The 23,081-nt window shown below is 66.8% G+C and carries 17 protein-coding genes; 5 read left to right on the top strand and 12 right to left on the bottom strand.

Annotation, left to right across the window (positions count from 1 at the left end; genetic code table 11):
• Window positions 1-8 precede the first annotated feature (8 nt).
• Complete coding sequence (locus tag KF791_19860; GenBank protein ID MBX3734840.1) at window positions 9-791, bottom strand: SDR family oxidoreductase; 783 nt, start codon at window positions 789-791, stop codon at window positions 9-11.
• A 283-nt stretch (window positions 792-1,074) separates the two neighbouring features.
• Here KF791_19860 and KF791_19855 point away from each other — a divergent pair, with 283 nt between their 5' ends.
• The 4 genes from KF791_19855 to KF791_19840 all read left to right on the top strand — a co-directional run bounded on the left by KF791_19855 (window position 1,075) and on the right by KF791_19840 (window position 8,769).
• On the top strand, window positions 1,075-5,151 hold the full coding sequence (locus KF791_19855) for a hypothetical protein (protein ID MBX3734839.1): 4,077 nt from the start codon (window positions 1,075-1,077) through the stop codon (window positions 5,149-5,151).
• Between the two features lie 85 nt (window positions 5,152-5,236).
• Entirely contained in the window at window positions 5,237-5,710 is a 474-nt protein-coding gene (gene moaC / locus KF791_19850; GenBank protein ID MBX3734838.1) for a cyclic pyranopterin monophosphate synthase MoaC, read from the top strand.
• A gap of 171 nt (window positions 5,711-5,881) precedes the next feature.
• The gene (locus tag KF791_19845) at window positions 5,882-7,078 is read left to right on the top strand and encodes a 3-dehydroquinate synthase (protein ID MBX3734837.1); all 1,197 of its coding nucleotides are present in this window, start codon (window positions 5,882-5,884) and stop codon (window positions 7,076-7,078) included.
• 116 nt (window positions 7,079-7,194) lie between these two features.
• The gene (locus tag KF791_19840) at window positions 7,195-8,769 is read left to right on the top strand and encodes an inorganic phosphate transporter (protein ID MBX3734836.1); all 1,575 of its coding nucleotides are present in this window, start codon (window positions 7,195-7,197) and stop codon (window positions 8,767-8,769) included.
• A gap of 17 nt (window positions 8,770-8,786) precedes the next feature.
• Here KF791_19840 and KF791_19835 read toward each other — a convergent pair whose 3' ends face one another.
• The 10 genes from KF791_19835 to KF791_19790 all read right to left on the bottom strand — a co-directional run bounded on the left by KF791_19835 (window position 8,787) and on the right by KF791_19790 (window position 21,481).
• The gene (locus tag KF791_19835; GenBank protein MBX3734835.1) at window positions 8,787-10,004 is read right to left on the bottom strand and encodes a glycosyltransferase family 4 protein; all 1,218 of its coding nucleotides are present in this window, start codon (window positions 10,002-10,004) and stop codon (window positions 8,787-8,789) included.
• Window positions 10,005-10,153: 149 nt separating this feature from the next.
• On the bottom strand, window positions 10,154-11,287 hold the full coding sequence (locus KF791_19830; protein MBX3734834.1) for a M20/M25/M40 family metallo-hydrolase: 1,134 nt from the start codon (window positions 11,285-11,287) through the stop codon (window positions 10,154-10,156).
• A 114-nt stretch (window positions 11,288-11,401) separates the two neighbouring features.
• A complete protein-coding gene (locus KF791_19825; GenBank protein MBX3734833.1) occupies window positions 11,402-13,711 on the bottom strand; it encodes a CRTAC1 family protein in 2,310 nt (769 codons plus the stop codon).
• A 220-nt stretch (window positions 13,712-13,931) separates the two neighbouring features.
• Complete coding sequence (locus KF791_19820) at window positions 13,932-15,680, bottom strand: SMP-30/gluconolactonase/LRE family protein (protein MBX3734832.1); 1,749 nt, start codon at window positions 15,678-15,680, stop codon at window positions 13,932-13,934.
• A 76-nt stretch (window positions 15,681-15,756) separates the two neighbouring features.
• On the bottom strand, window positions 15,757-16,803 hold the full coding sequence (locus KF791_19815) for a spermidine/putrescine ABC transporter substrate-binding protein (protein ID MBX3734831.1): 1,047 nt from the start codon (window positions 16,801-16,803) through the stop codon (window positions 15,757-15,759).
• Window positions 16,804-16,835: 32 nt separating this feature from the next.
• Window positions 16,836-17,681: an ABC transporter permease gene (locus tag KF791_19810; protein MBX3734830.1), complete on the bottom strand. Its 846-nt coding sequence runs from the start codon at window positions 17,679-17,681 to the stop codon at window positions 16,836-16,838.
• Complete coding sequence (locus KF791_19805; protein MBX3734829.1) at window positions 17,678-18,559, bottom strand: ABC transporter permease; 882 nt, start codon at window positions 18,557-18,559, stop codon at window positions 17,678-17,680. The genes KF791_19810 and KF791_19805 overlap by 4 nt, the downstream gene beginning before the upstream one ends.
• Window positions 18,556-19,620: an ABC transporter ATP-binding protein gene (locus tag KF791_19800; protein ID MBX3734828.1), complete on the bottom strand. Its 1,065-nt coding sequence runs from the start codon at window positions 19,618-19,620 to the stop codon at window positions 18,556-18,558. The genes KF791_19805 and KF791_19800 overlap by 4 nt, the downstream gene beginning before the upstream one ends.
• A 293-nt stretch (window positions 19,621-19,913) precedes the next feature.
• Window positions 19,914-20,105: a hypothetical protein gene (locus KF791_19795; GenBank protein ID MBX3734827.1), complete on the bottom strand. Its 192-nt coding sequence runs from the start codon at window positions 20,103-20,105 to the stop codon at window positions 19,914-19,916.
• Between the two features lie 230 nt (window positions 20,106-20,335).
• Entirely contained in the window at window positions 20,336-21,481 is a 1,146-nt protein-coding gene (locus KF791_19790) for an ATP-binding protein (GenBank protein MBX3734826.1), read from the bottom strand.
• A 252-nt stretch (window positions 21,482-21,733) separates the two neighbouring features.
• On the opposite strand from KF791_19790, the gene KF791_19785 reads away from it, so the two are divergent.
• Window positions 21,734-22,132, top strand: coding sequence for a DUF4143 domain-containing protein (locus tag KF791_19785; protein MBX3734825.1), 399 nt, complete (start codon window positions 21,734-21,736; stop codon window positions 22,130-22,132).
• Window positions 22,133-22,165: 33 nt separating this feature from the next.
• Here the strand turns inward: KF791_19785 and KF791_19780 are convergent.
• Window positions 22,166-23,081: hypothetical protein (locus KF791_19780; protein ID MBX3734824.1), on the bottom strand; the 916-nt coding region annotated here is incomplete at its 5' end.

The following is a 23,081-nucleotide window of genomic DNA, read 5'->3' as shown; positions in this document are numbered from 1 at the left end:
CATTGAAATCACCAGGCGTGGTCGGAACTGGCCGCGCGATCGAGGTGGGTGTAGCCGCCGTCCACGAAGAGGATCTGACCGGTCACGTGGGACGCCCGCGCGGAGGCCATCCATAGGATCGCGGAAGCCACCTCCTCCGGGGTGGTCAGCCGGCGGCCCAGGGGCACGAGCGCCTCCACCCGCGCGCGGGCGGCGGCAGGATCCGGTTGGCCGGTGAACCAGCGCTGGTACTGGTCGGTGTCGCATTCGGCCGGAACCACGCAGTTGACCCGGACGCCGTGCGAGGCGAGGGCCAGCGCCCATTCGCGGGTCAGGGCCTCAAGCGCGCCCTTGGAGGCGGCATATCCCGAAGTGTTTCCCTGTCCGGTGGTCGCGACCTTGGAGCTGACGTTGACAATGGCGCCCCGGCTTTCCCGGAGGTGGGGACGGGCGAAATGGGTCAGCGCGTAGGCCGGCATGAGGTTCCGGCGCAGCGAGGCGAGAAATGCCGGCGGCGGGGAATTCAGGCCGACGCTGTCGTTGACGCCCGCGTTGTTCACCAACACATCCAGTCGTCCGAAGGCGGCGACGGTGGCCGCAACCGCCTGACGGCAGGCGGCATCGTCGGAAAGGTCACCGGCGATGAAGCGGCCCCCGGGGATATCAGAAGTCATCGCGTCCCCTGCGGCAGCATCCAGGTCGGCCCACGCCACCCGGGCCCCCTCGGCAGCGGCCATCCGCACCGTTGCCGCGCCAATCCCCTTGGCACCACCACTGACCAGAATGACTTTTCCGTTGAGCTCCAGATCCATGGATGACCGTGACGCAACACGCAGCGTCGGCGTCCGGCAAGCGGCAACTGGTCCGACCCCTCCTGGGTGGAGACGTGGTGCTCCGCGTCCGGGGCTTCTCTCCCGGCACGTGTGGATCGGACCGATGAGAACGTGAGTGACCGATCCCCCACCGCATCCCGAATTGCCAGCAGCCGTGAATCGGAACACGCTCCAGGCGGAATTCCAAGGAGGGCCAATACAGCGTCAATCCCCCACTGCTCGCTTCGGCCCGTCGAAGGCATTGGCCCAAATCCCGAAATCCATGAAGCCGAGGTCATCTGCGTGGTTTTTGCTGCTGTTCATCGTCGTGCGGACGGCGGGGGCGGCACCCAGCCCGAGGGAGATACCCGACGTCCTGCGATCATGGGAAACGTGGGCCACCTGGAATGATGCCCATCGGGAATGTCCGACGCCGTATTCGGATCCAAAGACTCACCGCTGTTTCTGGCCTTCCCGATTGAATCTTGAGGCGGCGCGTGCCGGCGGGAGGTTTGACCTGGGAGTGACCGTATTTGGCACCTGCTGGGTTCCCCTGCCCGGCGGGCCCGGGCAGTGGCCGGCCGCGGTCCGGTCGAATGGAGTGCCCATCCCGGTGATCGAGCGCGGTGGGCAGCCGTCGGTCCGCCTCGATCCCGGCCGGGTGCAGCTGGAGGGAATTCTGCCATGGAACGAAATTCCACAGAGCCTGCAACTCCCGCGCGAAATCGGCATCCTCAACCTCGTCCTCGACGGCCGGGGTGTGGAAGCGCCCATGTGGGATGCCGGTGGCCTGCTGTGGCTGAAACGCGACGCATTGGCGGAATCGGGAGAGCGCAATTTCGTCTCGGTGAAGCTCTACACGTTGCTGGAGGATGGCATTCCCCTCTGGTTGCGGCAGGAGGTCGAGTTGATGGTTTCCGGCCAGAGCCGCGAGGAGGATCTGGGAGGCGTCGTGCCCGAAGGCTGGAAACTGGCGGCGGTCGCGTCGGGACTTCCGGTGGCTGTGGACGACTCCGGCCGCATGCGAGTCCAGGTGCGGCCGGGGAAGTGGACGGTCCGGACCGAATCCTTCCGCCTCGATGATCCGCGCGCGCTTCGTTATGCGCCGGAGGTCCCGCCGGCCGTTTCCGAGGGGTTGCTCGCATTCCGGGCGCGGCCGGATTTCCGGGTGCTCGAGATCGTCGGGCCGCCGGCCGTGGATGCCTCCCAGACCGCCATGCCGGATTCATGGCGCCAGCTGCCGATTTACCGTTGGGACACCGCAGCGGCAGTCCAGTTGGAGCAACGCCTTCGCGGCATGGGGGACCAGTCGCCCGCAGGATTGAACATTCTCCGCGAATGGTGGCTGGATGAGACGGGCAGCGGACTGACGTTTCGGGACCGGATCACGGGCACCTTGCAGGAGCGGTGGCGTCTGGATGTGGCACCCGGGGAGGATCTGGGGTCCGTGCTCAGCGGTGGCCAGGGTCAGCTCATCACCCGAAATCCACAGAACGGTGCCGCCGGGGTCGAGTTGCGAACCCGGGGGCTGGATCTCGAAGCCGCAGGCAGGATGGCGCGATCCCGGGACCTGCCGGCGACCGGCTGGCAGGCGGATGCCGACCATCTGGACATCGTCCTGAACCTGCCACCCGGCTGGCGGCTATTCGCGCTATGGGGCGCGGACCGCGTGCGGGGCGACTGGCTGACGGCATGGTCGCTGCTGGATCTATTCCTGCTGCTGGTGTTCACCCTCGCGATCTTTCGCCTTTGGGGCGTGGGGCCCGCGGTGCTGGCGTTCCTGGCTTTTGGACTTTCGTATCACGAGCCCGGATCCCCGCGATACCTCTGGCTGGCGCTGTTGATCCCGCTGGCGCTGCGGGACCGGGTCCCCGCAGGGCGTGCCCGACAGGCGGTGACGGCAGTCCTGTGGATTGCCGTCAGCGCCTTGGTTCTGAGGTTGGTTCCGTATCTGGCCTCGCAGGTGCAGCAGGCGCTGTATCCACAACTGGAACCGGTCGCGCGGGCCCATGGTTCTTCATCCGGATGGTTCCCCGGGAAATCCACGAGGGATGGGGACGACGGCTCGGTGCTGGCGCGGCGTCATGGCGCGATCCCGGAAAATGCCCCGGCGGCCACGGCTCAGGTCCTGGAAGCCGAGAACCTCCGGCAGGACGCCAGGGCACGGATTCAGACTGGACCCGGTGTCCCGGAATGGTCCTGGCGGGTGGTCGAGTTCGGATGGAACGGCCCGGTTCAAGCATCGCAACGGGTCCGCCCCATTTTGATTCCAGTGGGGCTGGAACGGGTGTTGACGGTTCTCCGGGTCGTCTTGTTGTTGGGACTGGCGACGGTGCTCTTGCGCTCACGGGGCCGGTCCACTGCGCGTCCCCCAACGATCAAGCCGGCGATCGCCGTGGTCGCGCTATTGTGGACCTTGACCGCACCGGGGATCGCGCGGGCGCAGGATGCGGGCCGGGTCGTGGGGGGACCCGTGGATGCAACTCCAGCACCGACCCTGACGCTCATTCCCGATTCGGCGACCCTGGGATTGCTCCGGGAACGGCTGCTGGAGCCTTCGGATGCCTTCCCGAACGCCGCAGACATTTCGTGGGCGACCCTGTCCCTCGACGGAGGACATCTGGTCCTGGAGGTGGAGGTCCATGCAGCGCTGCGGACGGCGGTGCCGCTGCCGGGACGCCTGCCGGCATGGTCTCCGCTGACGGTTACCGTGGACGAATCCCAGGCGATGGCGCTGCGGCGGGACGACGGATTCCTGTGGGTGGTGGTTCCGGGTGGGATCCACCGGGTGCGGGTTGAGGGGCAGTTGGGAACGGCGTCGGACTGGGAGTGGTCGTTCCTGCTTCGGCCACGCCGGGTGGCGATCACGGCTCCGGATTGGACCTTCAGCGGCGTCCGCCCCGACGGAGTTCCGGATGCGCAGGTGTTCTTTTCCCCACGCCAGCGGTCGGCGCTCAGCGAGGCCACGTATGAGCGTCAGGAACTCCAGCCGATTGTGTCCGTGAACCGCCGCCTGGAGTTGGGCCTCGTCTGGCAGGTGCACACGGTCGTCACGCGTCTGTCGCCTCCCGGCAAGGCGGTATCGGTCCGTGTCCCGTTGCTGCCCGACGAGAATGTCTACTCGCCCGGTGCCGTCGTGATGGACGGCCAAATCGAGGTGCGCCTCGGAGCGCAGGAAACCTCGTTTCAATGGGAGGGCGGCCTGACCCCGACCAACCGTCTCCCGATGGTGACTCGGGGTGACGACGCCTGGGTTGAGCGGTGGGAACTGGTCGCGTCGCCGGTGTGGAACATCGCGCTGAACGGGCTGGCGCCGTTGTTTGAGTCGGGTTCGATGGAACTGGTGCCGGTTTGGAGGCCGTGGCCCGGGGAGGCCGTGACCCTGGAGATCAGCCGTCCAGCGGCGAGTGCCGGGGCGACGGTGACCGTGGACCGCGCCTTGCATGAACTGACCCTCGGGCGGCGCCAGCGGGTGTCCAGGCTTGATCTGGTCCTCCGTTCCAGTCTTGCGGAGGACTTCCCGGTCGAATTGCCGCCGGGTGCGGAGATCACCGCGCTGACCCAGTCCGGAGGTGCAATCCCGGCGCGAGTGGATGGCGGCCGACTGGTCATTCCGCTTCGACCCGGGGAGCAAACGCTCTCCATCGCGTGGAAGGTCAACCAGTCGCTGGGCTGGCGTGCCCGGGCTGGAGAGGTCCGCCTGGCGGTCGAAAGCGTCAATGTGGATACCGTGATCGTGGTGCCGGACGACCGGTGGGTCCTCTGGACGGCGGGGCCGCAGCGCGGGCCCGCGGTTCGCTTCTGGGTCCTGTTGATCGCGGCGCTGCTGGCGGCGATGGCCCTGGGGCGCGCGGCCCGCTCCCCGCTGCGGTCGTGGGCGTGGATCCTCCTGGTGATCGGGCTGACCCAGGTGCCGATCCCGGCGGCGATGGCGGTGATTGCCTGGCTGTTTTTCCTGGCTTGGCGCGGCCTGCCGGTGTTTCAGCGGCTCCCGGATGCCGGGTACAACCTGCTGCAGGTGATGCTGGTGCTCATGACGGTTGTCGCCATGGGGATCCTGCTCGCGGCGGTGAGCGGAGGTCTGCTGGGCAGTCCGGAGATGTTCATCACCGGAAACGGCTCTTCGCGGAACACGTTGCGATGGTTTCAGGATCGGAGCGGTCCGCTACTGCCCCGTCCCCAGGTCTGGTCCATCTCGATCTGGTGGTACCGCCTCCTCATGCTGGCGTGGGCGCTTTGGCTCGCGGCATCGCTGGTCTCCTGGCTCCGGCTTGGCTGGCGCCATTTCGGCACCGGCGGATTCTTCCGGCGGGGTCGTCCGGCCCCTGCCGCCCCGCCGCCCTTCGCCTCGTCCGCGTGACGGGACGCACGAACTGGCGAATGAAATCCGGCCGGCCACCGGGGATTGCTGGCGCTCGGGCCGGTGACGAATCAGGGTGGGGGGCATGAAGGTGTTGAGCCATGTGTCCCCCGAAGGGGAGGCCCGGATGGTGGATGTGTCGCGGAAGCCGGCGATGTTCCGAGAGGCGGTCGCCACCGGCGCAATCCATCTGCAACCCGGCACCCTGGACCTCATCGAATCGCACCAGATCGCCAAGGGGCACGTCCTGGCAACGGCGCGGCTTGCGGGGATCCTTGCCGCCAAGAAGACAGGCGAACTGATCCCGCTCTGTCATCCGCTGCCCCTGACACATTGTGCGGTGGATTTCGAGATTCCTCCGACCCGCGATCGGATCTCGATCAGCGCATCGGCCCGCCTGACTGCCGCCACGGGGGTTGAAATGGAGGCGCTCACGGCGGTGTCGGTCGCGGCCCTCACCATTTACGACATGTGCAAGGCCGTGGATGCGTCCATGCAGATCGGCGGCATCCGGTTGGTGAGCAAGATCAAGCTGCCTCATCCGCCGGAGGGTGCCTGATTGGAGCCACGAGCCCGGGGGGGGTAACCCGGGGGTGGCGACGGCCACACCCGCGCGACACACTCCGGCGATTTTGAGCGGGATTTTCCGAAACGGCGGCGAGCGCCATTGAGATCCATTGAATGAAATATTTCTCGCGGGGTTTCGTCCGGATTCACAGGCTTGCCAGCCATGCCGTCCATTGAACGGGACATCGTCGTCCGATGGCGCCACCAGGTGCACTTCACCGAGGGGGTGTTTGCGCCTGGCAATGAGGCGTTGCGCGACGTGCTGGCCCCGGGGCGCCCGGGACGTCCGGCGCTTGCGCTGGTGATTGTGGATGAAGCGCTGGCCGAGGCGCGTCCTGACCTGCTGCCCTCGATCCACCGCTACTTTGCGGCGCATCCGGAGGCCATCCGGCTGGCCGGCCCGCCGGTCAGCATCATCGGAGGCGAGGCGGTCAAGAACGCCTACTTCCGGGTGTCGGAGATTCACGCCCAGATTGACCGGCACCACATGGACCGGCACAACTACCTGCTCGCGGTGGGCGGCGGGGCGTTGCTGGACATGGTCGGCCTGGCGGCGGCAACGGCCCACCGGGGGATCCGGTTGGTGCGCATTCCGACCACCACGCTGGCGCAGGACGACTCGGGCGTCGGGGTGAAGAACGGCATCAACGCGTTCGGGAAGAAAAACTTCATCGGCACTTTCGCCCCGCCCTTTGCGGTCATCAACGACTTCGACCTGCTGTCCACACTGTCCGACCGCGACAAGCGGGCGGGCTATGTCGAGGCGGTCAAGGTGGCCAGCATCCGGGACCGCGTGTTTTTTGAGTGGATCGAATCGGTCGCCGGGGCGCTGGCGCGTTTCGAGTCGGAGGCGATGAAGCGCCTGATTTTCCGGAGCGCCGAGCTGCACCTGAACCACATCGCCACCGGCGGGGATCCCTTCGAGATGGGCAGTGCGCGACCGCTGGATTTCGGCCACTGGTCGGCGCACAAGCTGGAGCAGCTCTCGGAGTACCGGCTCCGCCATGGCGAGGCGGTGGCCATCGGCATTGCCCTGGACGTCACGTATGCGCGGCTCCTCGGTTTGCTGGCGGCGGCGGATGCCGGGAGGATCCTCGACCTGCTGGACCGTCTGGGATTTGAGCTCTTTGCCGGTGAGCTGCTGCACGAGGATGACCGAGGCCAGCTGCTCGTGGTCAGCGGCCTGGAGGAATTCCGGGAGCATCTGGGGGGCGATCTTTGCGTCACCCTGCCCCAGGCGCTGGGCTGCGGCATGGAGGTTCATGAGATGGACCTGCCATTGGTGAGCCGCGCGATTGACGAGCTGCGCCGCCGGCATCATGCCCGACCGGGCGCGATCCTTCGGGCGCGCACCCCCTGAGCCGCCGGTGCGGATTCCCGGCCGCCGGGCGATGGGCCTCCGCTGTCGGAATGTCACCGGATCGTCACTTCGATGCGGGCTGGTGACCGGTGCAGGGTGTCGCGTTCCGCGATTCCATGCCGAAGGAAAAGCTCAGCCTGTTGTTCCTCGTCCTGCTCGTCGGCACCGCCGGGAGCTTCGTGCACTGGGGGTTGGGCTACATCACGCCGGGCACCGGCGTGGTCTTCCTGCTGGCGACCGCCTTTGGCCTATTCATGGCATTCAATGTCGGCGGGAACGACGTGGCCAATTCCTTTGGCACCAGCGTCGGGGCGGGGACCCTGACCCTCCGGCAGGCGCTCATCGTCGCCGCCATCTTCGAGGCCAGCGGGGCCATGCTCGCGGGGGGGGCCGTCACGCAGACGATCCGGAGCGGCATTGTGAACCTGGAGGACCTGAAGGGTCTCCCGGAGTTCCGTCCGATGGAGCTGGTCCATGTGATGATGGCCGCGCTGCTCGCCTCGGGCCTCTGGCTGCTGGTGGCCACCCGTTGCGGTTGGCCGGTGTCCACCACCCACGCCATCGTGGGAGGCATCGTCGGTGGCGCCCTGATGCTCGGATTCCTTCGTGGCGGTCCCGCGGCGACCCTCAGCCTGGTGCGATGGCGGCAGATCGGGACGATCGTGATTTCGTGGGTGGCTTCGCCCGTCCTGGGCGCCGCCGCCGCCGCGGTGCTCTTCGGGGCGATCAAGCGGTACATCCTGCATTACAACGAAACGGCGGAGCACAAGCTGCGCGACATCCGTCAACGCCGCATGGACCTCAAGCAGGGGCACAAGGAGGCCTTCGAGCGGATGGCCGAGCTGCAGCAGATCGCCTACACGCAGGCCATGTCGCGCGATGCGGCGCAGGTGCTCTCCAGCGACCGGCTCGGAGAGGACGATTTCGAGTCCGAGTACTACCGCGCCATGCACCGGCTCGAAAAGGAGCGCGAAGAGATCAACTCCCACCAGGCCCTCGAATGGTTTGTCCCAAGCCTGGCCGCCGCCGGCTCGTTCGTCATTACGGCCATGGTCCTGTTCAAGGGGCTTCAGCACCTGCACCTCGGCCTCACCCTGGTCCACAACCTCCTGATCATGCTCATGGTGGCGGCAACGGTCTGGATGGTGATCCACATTTTCGCCCGCTCGCAGAAGGAGCGCTCGCTTGAGCGGTCCACCTTTCTCCTGTTCAGCTGGATGCAGGTGTTCACGGCGTCCGGCTTCGCCTTCAGCCACGGATCCAATGACATCGCCAACGCCATCGGGCCCTTCGCCGCCGTGCTCGACGTGCTGCATTCCGGGGCGATCAACTCGACGGCACCGGTGCCGTCCGTGGCGCTTCTGGCCTTCGGCGTGGCCATGTGTGCCGGGCTCTGGTTCATCGGTCGCGAGGTCATCGCCACCATTGGCACCAACCTGACGCAAATTCATCCGGCGTCGGGCTTCTCCGCGGAACTCTCGGCGGCGGCGGTCGTGATGATGGCCTCCGCGCTGGGCATTCCCGTTTCGTCCACACATATCCTGGTGGGGGCCGTGCTGGGCATCGGACTGGTCAATCGCGCCGCGAACTGGGGCCTGATGCGGCCAATCGCCCTGGCGTGGGTGATCACCCTGCCGGCATCCGCGCTGTTGAGTGCGACCGCCTTCCTGGTGCTGCGGCGTGTCTTCTGACGGAGCGTCGCCCGCGATCACTTCAGAATCCGGCCGGCGGCTGCGGCTTCCGCACGGTCCACGGCACGCCGGGTGACCGTGGCCCAGTCCAGATCTGCGGCAACCCGTTCCGCCGCGGCCCGGCCCAGACGCCGCCGTTCGGCATCCGGAGTCTCCAACCAGGACAGCACGGTGGCGGCGAAGGTGGGGGCGTCGAAACGGCTGAACCGGATGGCCAGCTCCCGGGCGAAATAGCCCTTCAGGTTTTCCAGCGGCGTGCTGGCGACCGGAACCCCGCAGGCCAGGTATTCCACGGCCTTCGCCACAAACGCGCAGTGGGTGCCGTTGGATTCCTCGTAGGGCACCAGTCCCACCGTCGCCCGCCCCACCTCGCGCGCCACCTCGTGGTAGGGGACGAATCCGGGTGTCTCAACCCGGACCCCGGGAATCCGGGTTCGAAGCTGTGTTACGAATCCGTTCAGCACCGGAGTCCGGCGGCCCACCAGCCGCAACATTGCATCCGGACGCGCCGTGGCGACCCGCACCATGGCCTCCATGGCGATCGGGCCCAGGTGATGGCGGTCAAAGGAGCCGTGCATCTGCACCACCGGTGGACCCGGGGATGCGGTGGCGGTGAGATCCGGACGGAACAGTGCGGCATCAAATCCGTACTGGATGGTCTCGATGCGTTCCCGGGGATACCCGGTGGAGGCGAACCGGTCGGCGAGCGGTTGGGAGACCGTCAGAATGCCCTCCACGCGGTAGCGCCGGGGCAGCGACAGCTCGAAGTGCGTGAGACGGCGGACCACGGGACGGGGCATCACCCACGGAGGCCACGTCTCCATGAACCCGGTGAGGTAATCGAGGAAGTTGAGCACCACCGGGATTTGAAGACGCCGCCGCAGCCGGCCCGCGGCCACCGCGGACAGGGTGTGCTGGGCAAAGATCAGGTCCCAGGGTGCGCGGGAACCTCCTGCGCCAGCCGCTGCGGTGCGCACGAGCCGTTCCAGCGCTCCCGGATACAGCAGGTACTTGAGATTGCGCAGGCGCGCATAGCGGCCCATGCGCCAGCGGGTGAACGGCGTCACCCGGATCCCGAAACGGGTGGCGACGGCATCGGATTCCGGAAACGCGGGACAGAACACCTGAACCTCGTGGCCGCGGCGGACGAACTCACGGATCAGGTAGGGGGCCTCGGCGGATCCACCCCCGCTGGGAGGGTGGAACGGCTCATGGGTCAGGAAGGCAACGCGCATGCCGGGAGGAACGAGGAATCACGGCACGGCTTCGCGGCCGGTGCCCGGCACATGCAGCGGCACATGCACAGCGGTGCGTTCGAGGCGTGTGTGACGTGAATGGCGCGTCCGCGGCATGAGGGTTCGATCTCCGGTTGCCCTCCCCGGCATCAGTCGAGCGCGCGGAGGAATCGTTCGAGGATCGCGGTGCCGCGGTCCAGGCTGGTGAGGGAGATCCACTCATCCCGCGTGTGCGCCTGGCGGATGTCGCCGGGGCCGAACACGACGGCCGGCGTTCCTCCCGCCGCCAGCGGGGCCGCGTCGCAGAAGTAGTGCACCCCCAGCGTCCGGCGGCGTCCGGCGGCCCGGCAAAGCGCCTGCACCAAGGGTTGCCGCGGATTCGTCTCGAGCGGCGGACAGGGCGCCAGCTGGAGTTTGGAAAATCGGGCTCGAAGTCCGGCACTGCGCAGGAGGGCACGGATCTCCCGGCGCACCGTGGCCTCGGTCTCGCCGGGCAGCGTCCGCCGATCCAGCGTGATCCCGCAGTCCTCAGGGACGATGTTGGGCTGGGTGCCACCGCGGATGGAGCCGACACTGACCGTCGGACTGCCCAGCAGCGGATGCCGCCGCCGCTTCAGCTGGGCGCCGTAGCGTGTTTCAAGCAGGTCCACGACCCGGGCCATTTCGTGGACGGCGTTGCGCCCGAGGTGCGGGGTGGCCCCGTGGGCGCTGCGTCCGTGCGTTCGGAGTTCCAGCCATACATCACCCTTGTGGGCGGTGATCACCTCCAGTTGTGTGGGCTCGCCCACGATGGCCAGGGCAGCGGGGTCGCCGTGGTGGGCGTGGTGACGCGACCCGAGTTGCCCGTTTTCCTCGTCCACCAGCCCGGCAAACACGATCTCGGTTTCGGTTGGGCGGCGTCCATCCCGGGCAACCGCTGAAAGTGCGGCCAGCATGGCGGCGACGCAGCCCTTTGTGTCGCAGGCCCCGCGGCCCCGGAGGCGTCCACCGGTCACGGTGGGGATCAGCAGTTCATCGAGGGCGGGGAAGCCCACCGTGTCCAGATGGGGCGCCAGGAGAATCCGGCGCCGGACCATTCCCGGAGGGGTGAGGCGGGCCAGCACATTGGCGCGTCCGGCCGTCACCGGTTGCATCCGGGCGTCGAGACCCGCCTGTCGTGCACGTTCCAGCAGGAACTCCGCGATCGCGGCCTCACCTGCGCGCGCGTCGCCCGCGGGCAGGAAGGCCGGATTCACGCTGGGAATCGCGACCAGTTCCCGCAGCAGGCGGGCGGTTGAGGACAATCGGCTCACGAACGCCGGACAGGATATTGCCTGCGATCGCTCGTGGCACTGCCAAAGGTGGGAGCGCGATGGGGTGAATCGCGGGCATTGGCCGAATGACGAATCACCGGCCCACTAAAGCCCGGCCCGCTCCCGCGACCTGTGCGAGTGTCGTCCGTCCGGGACGATTCGGATCGCCGGCAAACGGAGGGCGAGGGCGTCGGGACGCCCCTCCTTCAACTGGTAGGCCCGGTTGGGCTCGATGTCGTCAAAGGTCTGGCGATGTCCCGACCCGGGCCAGACGACCTCCACGGAGGTGACCGCCGTCGCCTGGCCGAGGCCGATCTCCTGCCGCAGCGGCGAGGAGCCGAAGCTGCCGCCGCTGTTGACCGTCTTGAAGATGCGGCGGGGTCCATCCGGGGTTTGCACCTCGACGCGGATGCGCGCGCCGATGGCCGCGCGGTTGGCCCGCGTGCCCACGAGCGACAGCTTGAGCCAGTGATTGGTGGTTCCGGGATTCAGGAAGAGCGCGTTGCGGTAGTTGTCGCCCGGAAAGGCGCCGCCCATCACCGCGTAGACGTCCTGATCGCCATCGTGATCCAGATCGGCAAAGGCAATGCCGTGGCCCTTTTGGAGGTGCCCGAACCCGCCGGCGGTCGTGACCTCCTGAAAGTAGCGGCCCCCGTCATTTCGGAACATGCGGTTGGGAATGAGCGTGGTCAGGTCGGGATCCCCCGTGGCCAGGTACATGTCGAGCCAGCCGTCGTTGTCGAGGTCTCCGAAATTGCATCCCATGGCGTGGGACAGGCGGTTCATGCCGGTCGCCACCGTGACGTCGGTGAAGGTGCCGTCGCCGTTGTTGCGATACAGCTTCGGCAGGGCGCCCTGGTGGGGCAGGCCGAGATAGTCCGCCGCCACGTCGCCAACGCCGCGGATCCGGTAGCCGAACGCCACCAGATCCTCGTGACCATCGTTGTCGAAGTCGAAGAACCACGTGGCGAAGCTCAAAACCGTATCCGAGACGCGGGCGGCCCGGGATACATCGGTGAACTTCCATGGCGACCCGGGGCCGGCTGCGGGATCCTGCGGGCCCTCGTTTCGCAGCAGGACGTTGGGACCGTCGAGGCAGGACAGGTACAGGTCTGGCCTTCCGTCGCCGTCATAATCCGCGCAGGCCACTCCCTTCACGAAGCGTCGCAGGGCCAATCCGGCAGCGGCGCCGCATTCGGTGAACGTGCCGTCGCCGTTGTTCCGGAAGAGTTCGCAGGGATCCGGATCGTCGGGATCCGTGGATTCATTGCCTACAAACACGTCGAGCCAGCCGTCACCGTCAAAGTCGAACCAGACCGACGTCTGTGTTGGCCGCCTGGAGAACAATCCGACCTCCTCGGTCACGTCGGAGAAGGTGCCGTCGCCGTTGTTGCGCAACAGCGAATTGGGGATCCGGCCCGCCTTGGCCAGCCAGCCGCCCCGGAGCATCCAGACGTCCAGGTGGCCGTCGTTGTTGTAGTCGGTCTGCTGGATATTGAGGCCCCCCACCAGTCCGGCAAGCCCCGCCTCCACGGTCCTCTCGGTAAAGGTGCCGTCGCCGCCATTGCGGAATAGGCGGAGTTGTCCGTCGAGGCCCCACGCCGAGACCATCACGTCCAGGAATCCGTCGTTGTCGAAGTCATCCACGATGCAGCCGCCTGCCAGGTCGTCCACATCCAGCCCCAGCGATCCGGCGACCTCGGGGAATCGCGGCAGCGGGTACTCCGACGCAAACACCTTGGGCGGGATCAGCCAGCGGGCCGGCACCTTGTCGGGCCATTCCCCAAGCGTCATGTAGGCGAGGTTGAGCAGCCAGCGGCTGCCGGGATCTCCAGGGAATTCGTTCAACTGTTCGGTCAGCAGCGGGATGGCGCTCCGTGAGCCGCGAGGCAGCCGGTGCCAGCCCCCGGGTTCGATCGGGAACAGGCACGATTCCGCGGTGTGGTTGGCCTGGCAGTTTTCCTGTTCTCCCAGTCGGAGGTGCGCAATGGCCTTGCGCATGCGGAGCTCAACCGCCGCCCGGCCTTCAATCCGGCCGCCCGAAGTCGCCACTTCCCGTTCGATGGCCTCCCAGGTGTCCAACGCCTCCAGTGTGCGCCCGCACAGCAGTTGCTGGTAGGCGAGGTGATAGCGGATCGGGATCTGTTGCTGGGCATTCGTGGCCAGGGCCAGGGCCTTCCGAAGGCGTGTGAGCTGTCCTTCGGCGAGGTAAGACATGGCCCGCGGATCCGCGGTCTCGCGAACGCGCTCCAAATGCTGGACCATCCGGAGCGTCCCCGGATGACGGGCCGGCACCGGAGCGGTCCCGCTGGCTGCCCGGCCGACGTCGGCGAATCCCAGGAGGGCAAGACAGACTGCGAGCCACCATCCGCCCGGGGAAGCCCCCAACCGCATACCGCTCCAAACAACAACCATGCGAGCAACTTAGCACGTCCACAGCCGATGCCTTGTTGCAGGGTGTGGTCAGCCGCAGGTTTGCCGGGTGAACCGGTCTGATCCGCGGGTGAACCGTGGTTACGTGACGGCACCGATCCTGGGAATCGGGCCGGACAAGGTGACGCACAGGTCGCGCAACGGGCCGGGCCGGACGGGTCCCCGGGGCCTGGAATCGCCGACGAGAGTTCGTTCGGAGCGATCAGAGCCGGGGTGGTGCCGGCTTGAGGGGCGGTTTCACAGGATCAAGACCGCGCACGCGGACCGGGCGGCGATACACCTTGTCCGCACAGGTGACGTAGAGCTGGTCAAACTCCGGTCCACCCAGCACCACGTTGGAAAGCCAGCGCGGTTGCGGCTTCGACACGATGCCGTTCACCCGGCCGGCCTGATCGCAGAACTGGAGGCCCATTTCGGTGGTCACGTAGAGGCGTCCGTCACGATCCAGGGTCATGCCATCCGCGCCGCTCTGGGTGGAGCCGTCCACCAGGTGGAGATGATGGTAGCGCTGCTTGTACGCGAGCGAGCCGTCGTCCTGAACCTGGAACGACCACACGAACGCGCCGCGGGTGTCGCTGACAAACAGCAAACTCTGGTCGGGGGAAAGGCGGACGCCGTTGGGGAAGTTGATTCCCTCGTCCACGACGCGCTTCTCTCCGTCCGGGGTGACCAGCCAGACACGCTTTTGCGAGGGTTCGGTGACGTACAGGTTGCCGTCGTGGGTGACGCAGAGGTCGTTGCCCTCAATCCCCGTGGCGAGGACCGAGCGCACGCCATCCGGGGTGTACACGGCGATTTCACGCGACCCGCCCGCGGCGGCGAACAGACGGCCATCGGGACCGAACATCAAGCCGTTGGCCCCGCCGGTCTCCGAGGCGAAGACCGACACGGCACCATTGGCGTCCACGCGATGGATGCGTTGGTTTGGGATGTCGGTGAAGAACACCTCGCCCGCGGCATTGACGGCGGGGCCCTCGGTGAACCCGAAGCCCCCGGCCACCAGCTCCCATTCCGAATCCGGCGCGAGGATCTCGCGCACCACGGGCTGTTTCGAACGGCCTTCGGGGTTGGCGGTGATGGGCGCCGGATGATCCCGCCACAGCCAGCGGAGGGCATCGGGAAACACTTGAGTGGCCTGGAAACTGTCGTGCCCGCCGGTGCCCCAGGCGTGGCGGACGTCGTAGCCGGCGAACTCGAGCGCCCGCTGCATTTCCTGATTGGCCATCCACCAGTCCCCTCCATAAATGTTCAGGTCGTTCTCGCCGCCCTGCAGAAAGATGCGGATCGGCTTGGGTTCGACCTTGCGGATGAGGGTCGGGTAGCTGTGCCCGCCGCGCAGGCCGACGTAGGTGCCGATGCTGGTGAAGACCCTGCGGAAGGCGTCGGGCCGTTCCCACGCAGCCGTGAAGGCGCAGATGCCCCCGCTGCTGGCGCCGCCGATGGCCCGTTCGCTGGCGTTGGTGGTCAGCAGCACCCCGTGGTTCTGCTCAACGAACGGGAAAAACTCGTCCAGGAGGAATCGCGCGTAGGTGTCACCGAGCCCGTCGTATTCGTAGCTGCGGTTGAACCGGTCGAGCGCGTTGGTGGACCGCGACGGCACGCGCCCGTGCATGACAAACAGGCCGATCTGGGCCGGGATTTCCCGCTTCGCGATCAGGTTGTCCAGCACATGGACGGCCTGGTAGCCGCCGCCGTCCTGCAGCACCAGCAGGGGTGCGCGCCGGGAGCGATCCAGTTGCTGGGGGATGTAGAGCGAGTAGTCGCGGACGGTTCCCGGAAACACGCTGTTGGTGCCGGCGATGAAGGTTCCCTTGACGACGTCTCCGTGGGGCACGCCTTCCTGCCGGACGGAGTCGGGGCCGGGCGGATAGGGATTCTCGGCCGCGCGACCGGGATTCGGGGCGGAGAGCAGCAGGAACAGGAAAACAACGAGATGGCGGTGGGACCCCATGGCGGCAGGTGGTGGAATGCAAAGGAAGCCCCGGCGCCCGGCATCAGGCAAGCCGATTGGAAGAACCCGCTGCGGGCTACTTCGCCTTGATCTGGGTCCAAATCTGGTCGTAGAGCCGTGTCCTGCTTCCGAGGTCTTCGAGGAATTCGAGGCGGGCCATGACTTCGGGCGGGGGATAGACCGCCGTGTTCTTAAGCACCTCCGGCGCAATGAGGTTGCGGGCGGCGGCGTTGGGGGTTCCGGAGCGGGTGAAGGTGGAGATCCGGGCGCCCTGTCTTGGATCCAGAATCCAGTTCAAGAACTGCTCGGCAAGGTCACGGTTTGGCGCCCGGGCCGTGATGGCCAGGGTGTCGAGCCAGATTTCACTCCCTTCCTTCGGGATCACACAGCGGGTCCCGGGATTCTCCGCCATGCCACGGGCCGCGTCGCTGCTGTACACCAACGCGAGGGCCGAGGTGCCGGCCAGGACGCGGTTGCGTCCGGACACCGTGGTCTCGAAGCCGATGGCGCGCGCCTTGGCGGCCTGGACGAGGTCGCGGGCGTCGCGCAGGTGCGCGGTGTTGGTGCTGTTGAAGCTGTGTCCGCGATACTTGAGCGCGGCACCGATCGTGTCGCGGACCGAGTCGAGCAGGGTGAAGGGCCCGTAGGATGCCGTGGGATCGAAGATCGCCGCCCAGGAATCGGGCGCGGGGCGTCCGGGATCCTCCCGGTAGTACAGCACCAGGGTTCCCCACTGGTAGGGCACGGTGTAGGTGCCGGTCGGGTCAAAACTGAGGCGGGTGAACCGGGGTTCGAGGTGGCGCAGGTTTGGCAGGTTCTGCTTGCGGAGTGGTGCCAGGAGCTTGAGCTGGATCGCGGCAATGACGAGGGAATCGGGAACGCAGACGACGTCGTATTGCGATGCACCCCCGCCCTGGAGCTTCGCGAGCATGGACTCCGACTCCTCGTAGACATCCACGAAAACCTTCGCCCCGTGGGCCGCCTCGAAATCCGCCACCACTGCCGGGTCGAGGTATTCGGACCAGATCAACACGTTCAGCCGGCCGGCGGCCATTGCGGGGGTGAGCAGCAGGATGCCGAGGGTCACCGTGGCAAACCGGGCCAGGCGGGAGCACACGTTCATGGGCTCGCAAATGACCGGCGGGACGCGCGACGTCAAGCGGCGCCTGGACCGACTGAGGGCGGTGGTGCGGACGACGCTCCCCCGGCGTCCCGACCTCGCAGCAGGCGGCGGGCGGCAACCACTGCGAGCAATGAGATCACCATGATGAGCGTGGACAGGGCATGGATCTCCGGCGACAGCCCCCGGCGCACGCTCGAATAGATGAGCACTGGCAGCGTCGCCGAGCCCGGTCCGCTGAGCAGGAAACTCGTCATGAAGTCGTCAAGACTCAGCGTGAAGGCGAGCAGGGCGCCTCCCAGGATGCCGGGCATCAGGAGCGGCAGGGTCACCCTCATGAAGGCCACCGGTGCCGTCGCTCCAAGGTCCCGCGCCGCCTCCGCAAGGCGGGGATCGAGTCCCAAGGCCCGGGCGCGAACCACCAGGGCGACGAACGGGAGCTGGAAGGTGACGTGGCCCAGAATCATGATGCCGAGACCGAGTTCGCCGATCCCCAGGAACCGGCGGGTTTGTCCGAAGAAAAGAAGCAGGGCGACGGCGAGCACGATGTCCGGGAGGCACATTGGAACCCGGAGCAGTCCCTCGGCGGCGCGGCGTCCGCGAAACCGGCGGCGGGCGAGTCCGAACCCCAGCAGGGTGCCGAGCACGGTGGCGATGGACGTGCTGGCGAGTGCGACCGTGATCGAGTTGCGCGCCGCCCGCCAGGCGTCGGCGTTCTGGAAGAGCCGGACGTACCACTCCAGGGTGAATCCCTCCCAACGGGTACCGAACCGTGCGGCATTGAACGACGCCAGCGCGATGGTCGCCAGCGGCAGGTACACGAAGGCGAGCGCCAGCACGGTGGCCGCTGCAGTGAGCCAGAAGATTCCAGGGCGTCTCATGACTCCACCGCATGCGCCTCCCGGCGCCGCCGGCTCACCGCCAGCAGCAGCAACAACAACAAGGTCACACACGCCATGGCGGCCCCGAACGGCCAGTCGCGGCTGGTGCCAAACTGTTGCTGGATGGCATTGCCCACCATGAGCACCCGGGCCCCCCCAAGCAGATCGGGAACCACGAACTGTCCGGTCGCCGGAAGGAACACCAGCGCCATGCCGGCGGCCGCTCCGGGCCGGATCTGCGGCCAAAGGGCATGGCGAAAGATCCCCCAAGGTGTCGCCCCGAGGTCGGCGGCGGCATCGGCAAGGGTCCAGTCCACCTTTTCGACCGACGCATAGAGCGGCAGCACCATGAACGGCAGAAAATCGCAGACCATGCCCACCAGGACCGCCACGAGTCCCGGGTAGATCCCTGCGTCCGGTGGGATGATCCCGAATGCGGCCGCCAGCCGGGACAACGGGGCCCCCGGGGCCAGCAACACCTGCCAGCCATAGGTCCGAATCAGAAGGTTGGTCCAGAACGGCACCAACAAGAGCGTCAGCAGCGTCGCCTGCCACCGGGCGGTCCGACGGGCAATGAAGAACGCCACCGGCAGCGCACCCGCCAGGCATAACGCAGTGGTCGCGGCTCCCAGGGCCACGCTGCGGCCGAGAATTCGCGGATAGAGAGGGTCGAATCCCAGTTCAGTGCGTCCTGCGAGGCGCGCGTAGTTTTCCAGCGTCCACGGCAGTCCGAAATCTCCGTAATCCCCGCGTGTCAGGAAGCTCACCACCGCCAATCCGGCCATGGGCAGCCCGAGGAACACGCCCATCCAGAGGAGCGCGGGTCCTGCGGTCAGGAGCGCGGCACGGACGGTGGCCGGACGGTTTGCGGGGATCATTCGGTGAGCACGGAAATCCGCCGTGGATCCACGGCGAGGCGCAGGAGGGAGCCGACAGCGTGGGACGCCTCCGTCGTGGCTCCGGTCGGGAGGGTCAGCAGGACGGGTTGCGTTCCCGCTTCGGCCATGCAGGCCGAAGTGGCTCCGGTGAACGTTCGCCGGGCCAGAACAGCGCTGAAGGCATTCGGGGAATCACTGCCGGCCAGCGTGACGGCTTCCGGACGAAACGCGGCCCATACCGGTCCCGACACCTGGGGCGTGTCGGCGACGCGCCAGCGTCCCAGCGCCGACTCGATCTCGCCGGGGGCCACGACGCGCGCCGGGACGAGATTGCACTCCCCAAGGAACCCGGCGACGAACCGGGTGGCGGGATGCCGGTAGAGCATTTCCCCCGGCCCGACCTGCTCGATGCGCCCCTCCCGCATCAGGGCCAACCGGTCGCTCAGCGACAGCGCCTCCTCCCGGTCATGGGTGACGAGCACAAAGGTGATGCCCAGGCGCCGCTGAAGCGCGTGAAGGCCCTCGCGCAATTGGCGGCGGAGCTGTGGATCCAGTGCGGCCAGGGGTTCGTCGAGCAACAGCACGCGGGGTTCGTTGACGAGGGCCCGGGCAAGCGCGACCCGCTGCTGCTGGCCGCCGGAGAGCTGGTGCGGACGCCTCCCGGCCAGTTCGCCGATCTCGCACAACTCGAGCGCTGCCGCGGCCCGCCGCGCGGCCTCGGGCGGTGCCACCCGCTTCATGCGCAGTCCGAAGAGGACGTTCTCCCGCACGGTGAGGTGCGGGAACAAGGCATAGGATTGAAAGACCGTGTTGACCGGGCGGGCGTGGGGCGGCAGGCGGAGCGCATCGGCTCCATGCAGGTGCAGGCTTCCGGCATCCGGTTGATCGAGTCCGGCGAGGAGGCGCAGCAGGGTCGTCTTGCCGCAGCCCGACGCGCCGAGGAGGGTGAAAAACTCTCCGGGACGAACGTCAAGTGTCACGCCGTCCAGGGCGGTCACCCCGCCAAAACGGCGGATCAGGCCCCGGGCGGCAATGGCGGGGATCTCGGGATCGGCGGACATCGGGCCCTGACGCCAGCATGCGGGAAGCGGCGCCGGGGGCGAGCGCCAACTGGCACCAGCGGCCCGCCTGTCGCGACTCGTTCAAGCCGGATCCGGGGGGGCGGCAACGGTCACCCCGGGGATTTGGTTTGGGCGCAAGATCCCGAAAACGCTCCCCGCCAGTGAGGCACAGAATTCCTTCGCGTCTTCACGCCAGATGCCATGCCTTGCGTCTCGTCTTCCGGCCAGAGAGCGGCAAGAGGAACGCACAGAGGACCTGGAACATTGTTTACCCGACCGGTTGGGCCGTCGTCTTACCACGTCACGCGCCTCAGTCCGCGTACCCTGTCGAAGTGTACGTGACGGCTGGCCACCGCCAGTTGGTGTTGCCGGCAGAGTGCGGCAATCCAGATGTCGTTCTCGGGAATGGGTGTCGCCGCGGCGCGGAGTTCCTCGCGGATGTTGGCGTAAGGGTCCGCGGTGTCTCCATCCACCACCGCGAGCACGCACGCAGGTTGCTTTCACCGCTTCAATCCACCGCTCCAGCTTCGGTCGTTCTCGTGACCGGCAGATGCCAAACAGAAACTCACCGAGCGCCACCACGGGCAGGTGCCCAAGCCGGTCCGTGGGCAGGACGCGCAGCAATGCCGCATCCGCCTCAACGCGGGAAAACTCCGCGTCAATCGTGGCCTGGATGCGCCGCATTCGCCAGGCTGCTGTGGTCAGCCCGCGATTGTCATGGCAGCGCCGACCCGGTGAACTCCGGAGGTGGGCAAACGGACACGTCATGGGTACCGAAGCGTTTCGTGTATCCCTGCGATCCCAAGGGGCTGAACAGATAGTTGCGTCCCTTCGGATAGTGGCTGCGAAAGGCATGCAACGCGTCGGCCTCGAATGCGTCGCTGCTCCATTTGCATTCGATCACATCCACTTCATCCCGGCCCCGTGCCAACACGAAATCCACCTCGCGCCCCTGCTTGTCCCGCCAGTAGCGCACCGGCGTTTCGGGGAAGTGCGCCTGCAAGTGTTCGAGGACCACGTGCTCCCACAGCAACCCGCAGTCGTCGGACCGGAGCGGCTCCCACCCGCGCGCCCAGCTCACGAAACCGGTGTCAAACGCGTACACCTTCGGTTGCCGGACAATCTCGTTCTGGCCGCCGCCGTGAAATGGCCGCAGCAGGGTGACCGCATGGGTGATTTCGAGCGCACGCAGATGGCTCTCGACCGTCGGACGCGTGATGCCCACCGCGCTGGCAGCCTTGGTTTGTTCGAACTGCCCGCCGCTCTGCCGCAGACAGTATTCGAAGAAGGTGTTGAATCGGTTCACATCCCGAAAACCAAACAAACGCTGGATGTCCCGCGCGAAGAACGAATCCATCCACTCACGGTAAAACGATGCCTTCTTGGCGTTTGCCAGGAGCGCAGGCGGCAGGCCGCCGTGAAGCAGTCGTCGCGCCAGTGTGGCATTGCCGAAGGCCGTCAGTTCCTCCAGCAGCACCGGAACCAAAGGCACCAGGCGCTTGCGCCCCGCAAGCGTGTCCCGGAATTTCCGACTGGCCGCCAGGGTTGAGGATCCGGTGGCCAGAATCTTGAGCCGGGGAAATTCGTCTGCGCCCACCTTTAGCAACCGTGCCGGATCACGCAGTTGATGGATTTCATCAAAGATCGCCACCTCCTTCTCGCAGGAGCGGAAGAACCGCAGCGGATCGCGCACCTGGTCCTCCACTTCAGGTAGGTCGCAGTTCATGTAGAGCGTGCGGTCTTCGCCCAACTGCCGCGCCAGAGTCGTCTTCCCCGCCCTTCGGACCCCGCACAACCAGACAATGGGTGCCTCCCCCCAGGCATCCGCAATCCGCTGCTGCCAGAACGGCCTTGGAATCATGCTAGCGAACTATACGTTTGAGTCTACCAGATGTAAAGTATGGTAGCGAGATGACCAAACAATCGAATCATCGTCCGCCGCCGCCCTTCCGACCAGCCCGCGCGTCGCGAAGCCGTCACGGAATGCGGCAGTCCTCTGCCGCGCTTGCTTCCCGGAACAGGCGGTTCGGATTCCCGGACATCCTCTTCGGGTCACGAGGCCGACAGCCCGATGGAACGTGGTCAGTGGCTGAATGCTTGTCGTGCTTTCTGGATGAGGTCCAACGGTGCCCCGACCTGCTGTCCCATCTGCAGGGGATTGTGGCTGGTCCGTCTGCTCCCGCCGCACCACCGCAACTTCAACAAGCGGCTCGTCAAGACCGCCAAGCTCTGCTTCCTGGATGCCGGCCTCGCCGCCTGGCTGCTGGGCATCAAGGACGCCGCCACGCTCACGCTCAATCCATTGCGCGGGCCGCTGGTCGAGACCTGGGTGCTCGGCGAGCTGTGTAAGGCCCGATTCAACCGGGGGTTTCCGGAGGGCCTGTTCTTCTGGCGCGACAGCGCCGGCCACGAAGTGGACGTGATCCGGGAGGACGGCGATCAACTGGATGCCATCGAGGTCAAGTCCGGGACGACCCTGAACGCGGACTTCTTCCAAGGCCTGGAACGTTAGCGAACGCTGGCGGGGAAGGCCGCTTCCGGCGTCTCACTGATCTACGGCGGCAACCAACTTCCGATACTGTCGCAGGTGCCCGCCGCCCCGGGTCGAGATGGCGGGTACCGTCGTCCCGGGGAAACCACGGCGCTCCAGATCGAGGTCACCCAGCAATGCTTGAATGTAGCGGTTCGCCTCGCGGATCTCCTGAAGTGCGCGGGCAACGATTCCCGAGGGGCTCCAGCCGCGATTGAGATCGGTCAGGCTGGCCTTTTGGCCCGTTCCCGAGCAATCACGCCAAAGGAGTTCCCAATCCCTTCGGAAACCCGGTGGCGTGTCGGGCCAGGCCGAATGCACGGTGAAAGTGTGCCTGTCAAACCAGTCGGCCCACTCGGCAATAGGGTCGAAGGATCGGTCGGCCCCTTTCGAGTCACGAGCAACACGGCGAACAACGCGAGGACCCCACCGCATCGGCCAGCCGGCATGGTTGGCTTGCGACTCGGCGCTGCCCAAACGGCCGGCTTTGAACCACTGCCAGGAGCCATCGCGGGTGTTGGGAGTCAGCCCGAATCCCAGGCGGACGATCCGCCCGACAATCACTTGCCGGGCTGGTGCCTCCGGTTCATTCCGAGGCACCACGCGCTCTTCGATGAAGAGCGGCTGCGGTTCGAGCCATTGGAGGGCAAGGTGTGCGAATTCGTTCCGGGACTGCACCCCTTGGAGGAACTTCGATCCTTGTTCCAAGGCCCGCAGGCGAGTTCTTCGGACCGGCGACCTGGTTTTGGTCCGGAGCCGGGCGAGGCGATCCACATCGGCGCGGAACTGGGGATTCCGGCGCAGGAGCTCCCAGAGCTTGGCTGCCGGAGAGTCCGGCAGGTAGTTCATGGTGGTCATCGGGGCACGCTGACCTCCGTCCGCCGTCAACCGGCGGTTGGATGGGCCATGGCCAAGACGGGCGCGATGTTCG

Source organism: Verrucomicrobiia bacterium (assembly GCA_019634635.1).
In the GTDB taxonomy this organism is placed as follows: Bacteria; Verrucomicrobiota; Verrucomicrobiia; order Limisphaerales; family UBA9464; genus UBA9464.
Note: the sequence above shows the minus strand (reverse complement) of the source record. Positions and strands in the feature narration are given on the sequence as shown.